At 40.5% G+C, this 7,067-nt stretch carries 5 protein-coding genes and 1 tRNA gene; all 6 read left to right on the top strand.

Annotated elements, in window-relative coordinates; translation table 11 throughout:
• Positions 1 to 53: 53 nt before the first annotated feature.
• The 6 genes from ABEA08_RS00425 to ABEA08_RS00450 all read left to right on the top strand — a co-directional run bounded on the left by ABEA08_RS00425 (position 54) and on the right by ABEA08_RS00450 (position 6,693).
• Positions 54 to 130: transfer RNA gene (locus ABEA08_RS00425), tRNA-Ile, on the top strand.
• A 176-nt stretch (positions 131 to 306) separates the two neighbouring features.
• Positions 307 to 1,503, top strand: coding sequence for an integrase arm-type DNA-binding domain-containing protein (locus ABEA08_RS00430; RefSeq protein WP_345332132.1), 1,197 nt, complete (start codon positions 307 to 309; stop codon positions 1,501 to 1,503).
• Between the two features lie 188 nt (positions 1,504 to 1,691).
• Positions 1,692 to 2,984: a DNA cytosine methyltransferase gene (locus ABEA08_RS00435; protein WP_345332134.1), complete on the top strand. Its 1,293-nt coding sequence runs from the start codon at positions 1,692 to 1,694 to the stop codon at positions 2,982 to 2,984.
• Entirely contained in the window at positions 2,968 to 5,361 is a 2,394-nt protein-coding gene (locus ABEA08_RS00440) for an ATP-binding protein (protein ID WP_345332136.1), read from the top strand. Before ABEA08_RS00435 ends, ABEA08_RS00440 begins: the two co-directional genes overlap by 17 nt.
• Positions 5,358 to 6,044: a hypothetical protein gene (locus ABEA08_RS00445; RefSeq protein WP_345332138.1), complete on the top strand. Its 687-nt coding sequence runs from the start codon at positions 5,358 to 5,360 to the stop codon at positions 6,042 to 6,044. The genes ABEA08_RS00440 and ABEA08_RS00445 overlap by 4 nt, the downstream gene beginning before the upstream one ends.
• A gap of 4 nt (positions 6,045 to 6,048) precedes the next feature.
• Positions 6,049 to 6,693, top strand: a complete 645-nt coding sequence (locus ABEA08_RS00450) for a hypothetical protein (RefSeq protein WP_345332140.1) — start codon at positions 6,049 to 6,051, stop codon at positions 6,691 to 6,693.
• The last annotated feature ends 374 nt before the right edge of the window (positions 6,694 to 7,067 follow it).

Below are 7,067 nucleotides of genomic sequence, written 5' to 3' on the forward strand. Positions count from 1 at the left end.
GAGTATACTGCTGCTTCATCAAGACCAAGCTCCTCCGCTTGGCACACAATTTAGGCCCCTTAGCTCAGTTGGTTAGAGCAGGCGACTCATAATCGCTTGGTCGCGGGTTCAAGTCCCTCAGGGGCCACCACTTTCAACGTCAGCAGGCCGCTGGCGGCAAATCAAAAAAGCCTCAAGCTCCTATTAAACAAGGGCTTGAGGCTTTTTTGTGTCTCACCATGTATCAGGTTGTCGCTTGACATTTCACCACTTTGGTAACACGTTTAGTAACACGAAGGAGTGTTTACCTGAGGTCGTGTTACTAAAATGGCTAAGATAACGTCGCAACTGACTGCTACTGAAGTGAAAAATGCGAAGGCTAAGGGCAAGGAGTATGCCCTAAGAGACGGGCATGGGTTGACTCTGAGAGTGAGTCCCACTGGCTCAAAACGCTGGCTATTCAACTACTCGAAGCCCTATACCAAGAAGCGCTCTAATATGGGGCTTGGGGCTTATCCTGCAATTAGTTTGGCCAAAGCGCGTGAGTTGGCGGCAGATGCCCGTGTGCTCCTTGCTGATAACATTGATCCCATTGAGCATCGGGACGCCGAAGAACTGCGGCATCGCCAGAGCAAGGTACACACACTGCTGGCTGTTGCGAAGGAATGGCACAAGGTCAAAGCGACAAAGGTCTCAGAGATGCAGGCGTCCAAGATATGGGACAGACTAGGACTGCATGTATTCCCAAAGCTAGGATCCCGGCCAATCAGGGAGATCTCAAGGATGGAGGTCATAGAGGTTTTGAGAGATTTAGAGCAGGCCGGAAAGCTGGACATGCTCAAAAGGCTTTGTCAAAACCTGAATCAGATAATGACCTATGCTGCCAACACGGGCTATGTAGAAGGGAATAACCTCACAGGCATCATATCGGCTTTCAAGACCCCCAAGGTAGTAAACATGCCGACCTTACGTCCTGAGGAGCTACCAGAGCTTACGAGCGCCATCTATAGCGGCAGACTGGCGGAGCAGACAAGGCTTCTTATTGAGTTCCAGCTTTTGACGATGGCGCGTCCCGGAGAGGCTGCGGGCGCGCGTTGGGATGAAATCTGTGAGAGTCAAAAACTATGGACGATTCCAGCGAAGCGAATGAAGATGCGCAGAGTGCACAAGGTGCCACTAAGTGCGCAAGCGCTGGTTATTCTAGCCAGGATGAAGCAGATTAGCGGCAAGCATGAGTATGTCTTTCCTAAACGTGGCGACCCCCTCGGGCATGCGAGTAGCCAAACAGCAAATCAAGCACTTAAACGCCTAGGCTTTGCTAAGAGGCTTGTTTCCCATGGCATGCGTTCGATAGCCAGCACAACGCTCAATGAACAAGGGTTCGCTTCGGACTTGGTTGAGGTAGCTCTGGCACATTTAGACAGTAACGATGTGCGTGCTGCTTACAATCGTGCTGAGTACTTAGACCGGCGTCGCGTGATGATGGAATGGTGGGGGCAGTATGTTGCAACTGCGTACTCCTGAAAGATGAAGATATTCAGTAAGTAAATTCTATAGGAAACGCTCCTTAAGGCGAGTGAGCCCTTCGCTCACGAACCAGGTAAGTTGTTGATTTTTATGACCATGATTTGGTTTTAAGAATGCGCACTGAGAAAGATTTTCCTGGTGTCTAAACGCGATATGTGTACAATGACCCTTGAGCGGTGAGGCTATTGATTGAAAAGAAAAAACATATAATGAGTGAAACAGAAAGCACCCGAAAGTTGACAGGTACATACATCGATTTGTTTTCGGGTTGTGGGGGATTGTCTTTAGGACTCGGCCATGCTGGATGGCAGGGTCTCTTCGCCGTTGAGAAAGATCCGATGGCATTCTCAACATTTAGACACAACCTAATTGATGGAAAAAATTCACACTTTGCTTGGCCTCAATGGCTTCCGAAAGAGGCTAACTGTATTCAAGAGCTTCTAGAAAGTTATAGAGATGAGCTGAAATCTCTGAGAGGTAAAGTCGACCTGATAGCTGGAGGGCCACCATGTCAAGGGTTCTCAATGGCAGGGCGAAGAAATGCGAAAGATCCTAGGAATAAGCTATCTGAAGAATACATTAAGATGGTTGACATTATCTCACCAAAATATTTGTTGCTAGAGAATGTCAGAGGATTTAATACCACCTTCAGTAACTCTAAGTGTGAGAGTTCAAAAGTTCCATACTCACTTGTTGTAAGAGAAAAACTTGAGAGTCTTGGCTATGCTGTTTATCAGAAATATGTCTGTAGCTCTGATTTTGGAGTCCCTCAAACTCGAATTAGATTTATCATGATTGGAGTCAAAAAAGAGTTAGATGAATGCTCTGGCTTTGACCCGTTCAAAAAACTGTTTGATAGTCGCACCTCGTTTTTACGTCAGAAAGGACTGCCTCTTAGAAATATGACAGCCGAAGACGCGATTGCTGATTTAACCACAAATAATAAAGAGCTAATTGCTCATTCAGGTTCTGAAGTAACGGGCTTCAAAATGATTGATTATAGAGTTCCTAAAAAGAAATCAGCCTACTTAAAGCTTATGCGAAAGGGGATGCGAATAAAGGCACCAAATAGCTTGCGTCTTGCAAGACATAAGAAACAAACAGTAGAAAAGTTTAGGCTTATACAAGAAATATGTACTCCAGGAGTAGCGCTTAATGAAAAGCTCCGTGAAAGAGTAGGAACGAAAAAGCATGCGATCACTGTACTGCATCGAGAGCGTCCTTCAAGAACATTGACAACTCTACCTGATGATCTTCTTCATTACGATGAACCGAGAATCTTAACCGTTAGAGAAATGGCTAGGATTCAATCTTTTCCGGATAGCTTTGAAGTACTAGGGAAGTATACGACTGGAGGCCAAGCAAGAAAAAGCGAGTGCCCTAGATATACTCAAATTGGAAATGCTGTTCCCCCGCTACTTGGAGAGGCATTGGGGCAATTGATCAAAGGAATGCTAGATAATGACAACTATAAATAGAGAGCTAAAGTCTCACTTTAAAGCAAATGCAGGCGTAAAAGATATCGTTGGGCGTGGTCTGATTTATAATGACAACGTTGCGATAATAGAGTTGATTAAAAACTCTAAAGATGCCAGTTCCAAAAAAGTTATTTTATCTATGAATGATATTATAGCTACACCATCTGTATTACCTGATTTCCTTGCCTCCCCTGAAATAATTATAAAAGATTTTGGCATGGGAATGTCAAAAGAAGACATACAAGAAAAATGGTTAAATATTGCTTTTTCCGAAAAGAAAAACAGAAGCGATCAAGTTTATGCTGGAAATAAAGGGGTTGGTCGGTTTAGTTGTGACAGGCTTGGAGATAAATTAGACCTATACACGAGAACCAAACTTGGAGAATACTTGAAGCTTACCATTGACTGGACTTTATTTGAAAACAAAGGGCGGGATGATGAAATTTCAAGTATTCCTCTTATAATAGAAGTTCTAGATGAATCGGTTTTTCTTGATGCTATCTCAGAGGATGATTTTGATAGTGGAACGGTTCTCATTATTAAAAATTTACGCAGCAACTGGAACGAACAAAAAATAAAGAAGCTCCTGGCTGAAATTGAGAAGTTTTCTCCTTCGCTAGATGATGATTTCAATGTGTATTTCAGCAGTAATGTGGATTTTAAAGATAAAGAGTTAAAGAAGAGAAATAACGCCAAAGTAAACAATAACATATTAGACAAGCTAGCCTTTAAAACCACATATATAAAGTCTTCCATTGATAAGGATGGGATGTACTTAGAGACAACCTTATTCTTTCAAGGTGAAATAGTTTACCTATATAAAGCGGTAAATCCATACTCATCTTTAAAAAATATATCTGTTGAAGTGCACTATTTGGATACCATGTCCAAATCTTACTTCACTAGAAGTTTTGGGATTAAGCCTAATGCTTATGGATCGGTATTTTTGTTCTATAACTCATTTAGAATTTCTCCGTATGGTAATGAAAAAAATGATTGGCTCGGACTAGACCAAAGAAAATCACAAGGAACATCTAGGAACCTTGGTACTCGAGACATCATTGGTAGGATAGATATTAGTGACAGTGATGATACATTTTCTGTTATCACTAGCCGCGAAGGTCTAGCTCATAATGATTCTTACTTTGAGCTTGTTGCTTATGATCATGAGGATCAAGTAACTCTCAAAAATGGTAAAAAAGAATATGGATATGTTTCTACAATAATTCGTCAACTCGAGAATTTTGTCGTAAATGGAATAGGATGGAATCGTCTTATAGATAGACATGGGAAGCAGAAAGTTGTTTCAGCGGATGATCTTATTCGGGATCCTAAAAGATTCACTATAAGGAACTTGTCAGAAGAGAATGTTCTCGCTGAACTAAAGAAAGCTCTTAAGTCTAATTTTGACTATATAGACTTTGACATAGATGAGAATATTGTCTCAATGATTCAGGAGATCAACGAAGACAAGTATATAAAGTTTCTAGATGACTTTGTTACTACAACTGAGGATAAAGCGCTAAGTGAATTGAATCCTAGAGAAAAAGGGATTGTAAAAAAGATTGTACAAGCTAGTCAAAAGCAAGTAGAAGAAGCTAGCAAGAAAGTCGAGCAAGCAAGCAAGGAAGTCCAGGCGGCACAAAGTGAAACAGCAAAAGTAGAAAAAAGCTTGAAGATTGAACAGAAAAAACAAGCTTATCTACTTGCTACTCGGAGGACACTGAGCCCGGATGCCGACGGCCTTATACATACGATCAAGCTAAATAGTGTCGAAATAAATGAGGGCCTGGAATATCTACTTGACTCGATTGAGTATGAAGAGCTAAGTAAGGAAGAATTAATTAATAAGCTCAGTGCAATTAAATTATATTCGGTGAAGAATTTAAAGATGGCAGAGTTGGTTACTCGCTCTGGCTTTGATAAAGATATTGACCTTAGAAGTGTTGATGTCGTCCAGTATATTTTTGAGTACCTAGAAATATATAAGAATAATATAGAGATTGATTTTACTGGTTCAGATATATCTTTTACTAGGTCAATAAGCGTACTGAACCTTTCAATAATTATGGATAACATTCTGTCAAATGCCTCCAAGTGGGGGGCTTCACAAATGAAATTCAGCTTTGCTGAAGATGAAGGAACTCTCGTGTTATTAATGTCTGATGATGGGGAGGGAATGTCAGAGCTATTTATTGACCGTCCTGAACAAATATTTGAGTTAGGAGCTCGTGATGAACCGAGTAACTCAATTCAGGGTTCCGGAATTGGGCTTCATCATACCAAGGAGTTATTGAAAGGAATGAATGCCACTATCAGTTTTGTGGGCAACGATAAGCTGTTGCCTGGAGCCTGCTTTAAGGTGGTTTTCAAATGACGATAGTCCGAGTGCTATTCATCGATGATGATGACATTTCACAGTCAATTGACTCTGTTAAGATGAAACTTCATAGAAGTGGAATTACTTTAGATTTTGAAAAGCTAGACCCTAGAGAACATGATCTTATGGCGGAGTTTGAGCATGGCCATGATATTGACTTTTCAAAATTAAAGAAACACATAAATAATAACCTAAATAGAAGACCCTTTGATGTGGTTGCTTGTGACTTTAGTTTTAAAAGTAAAAATGTGAACGGCTACTTGCTCCTCAAATGGCTTGTGAACACATCGGCCACAGGCCGAAATGCATTTAAGAGATCTAAGTTTATTTGCTATTCATCTGAAGAAGACAAGTTCATGGAATTCGTTGTCACATCAAAGGCAGAGTTCATTGATCTTGTAAAACTGAACCTTCATGCATTTTACAAGCGAGAAAGTCTAACTAACGAACTCTCTGCAATGATCGTTAAAGAGAAGCAAAAGATTTCAATGGATGATACCTTTCTAAAGCTTCTAGAGAACAATGCGGAGTATAAGTTTAGCGAAGGATACCCTAGATTCAAAGGAAAGATGCTTGGTGAAATAGCCAATCAAATTACAAATGAAACACATCATGGGAGAGCTTTCAAAAATCATTTTGTAGAGCTTACTTTTGCCCATCTTGTAGATTTGAATAGTTAGTGATATGTACATAATATTTCCTAATGACCCAACTACTGACTTTATGGATCCAGTTCTGGATGCTGTCAATAATCTAGTTATAGATGGTAGCCTAAAAGTCATTAGATGTGCTGCTGATGACCCATCTTATGAGAAGGCTAGACGTGAGATTCAGGACATACCGCCAGGATCTAAAGTGGTTTTTATTGGCCACAGTACTTCCAGTATGCTCTTTGGTGGTGAGAGTGTTGATTATCCGCGAGCAGCTCTTGTTAAGAAAGACGAGATGGGTCTGTTTAAAGATCGACAGTTGTTTCTAATTTCGTGTTTTTCAGCGGGATTAATGAAAAGCTCTCGTCCATTTAGAAATAAGGCTAGCTGTTTGGGCTTTGGGCTTTTACCTTCAGAGATTGGTGAGCTAGGAGACCATGGAAATATCAGTAAAATAGGTTTGACAGAAGAAGATATACTATCATTTAGAGAAATTCTTAGTGAAGTTATGTCATATTTAGTTGCTCACTGGCTAGATGATGGGAAGACTCTTTATTCAACTTACGATCTATTTAAAGTGCTTGTAAATAAAAAGATTAATGACTGCCTATTAAAAGAAAATAATGCTAGACTTGCGGAGTTGTTGTTCTATATATCTCATGAAGCTGTGGTTGAATAGTCAGCAAAACATTGTTCTGATAAATGTAGTTGGCTAGTAAACGGTAACTTCTAAGTAGGTGGGGTTCACTACAGTCATTGTGGTTATAAGTTAACAATGACTGTAGTGTTCTATGTTAACAGGTATAAATACCTGCTATAAGCTGCATATGTATGTCAATTTATTACTTTGTGTGCGTATTCTTGAACTCCTCTCGGATAAATATGTGCCTCATTGTTCGGGGGATTTTATATACAAACTGTATACTCGAGGGTGTTCATAACTCTGTGTCAGTAATCTAATTCACAAGTCGATGTATTCGTCCAATCGACCCTCAAAGTGGATCGACAACTGAGACAGCGTCAAATTCCAATTCTGGATGGGGTGCGACCAGC

Origin of the sequence: Ferrimonas pelagia, assembly GCF_039543565.1 — a bacterium.
Taxonomy (GTDB): Bacteria; Pseudomonadota; Gammaproteobacteria; order Enterobacterales; family Shewanellaceae; genus Ferrimonas; species Ferrimonas pelagia.

What these genes read in the sequence shown, in the direction of transcription:
- ABEA08_RS00430 (WP_345332132.1), top strand. Translation starts at nt 307, where the DNA reads ATGGCTAAGATAACGTCGCAACTGACTGCTACTGAAGTGAAAAATGCG.
- ABEA08_RS00440 (WP_345332136.1), top strand. Translation starts at nt 2,968, where the DNA reads ATGACAACTATAAATAGAGAGCTAAAGTCTCACTTTAAAGCAAATGCA.
- ABEA08_RS00445 (WP_345332138.1), top strand. Translation starts at nt 5,358, where the DNA reads ATGACGATAGTCCGAGTGCTATTCATCGATGATGATGACATTTCACAG.
- ABEA08_RS00450 (WP_345332140.1), top strand. Translation starts at nt 6,049, where the DNA reads ATGTACATAATATTTCCTAATGACCCAACTACTGACTTTATGGATCCA.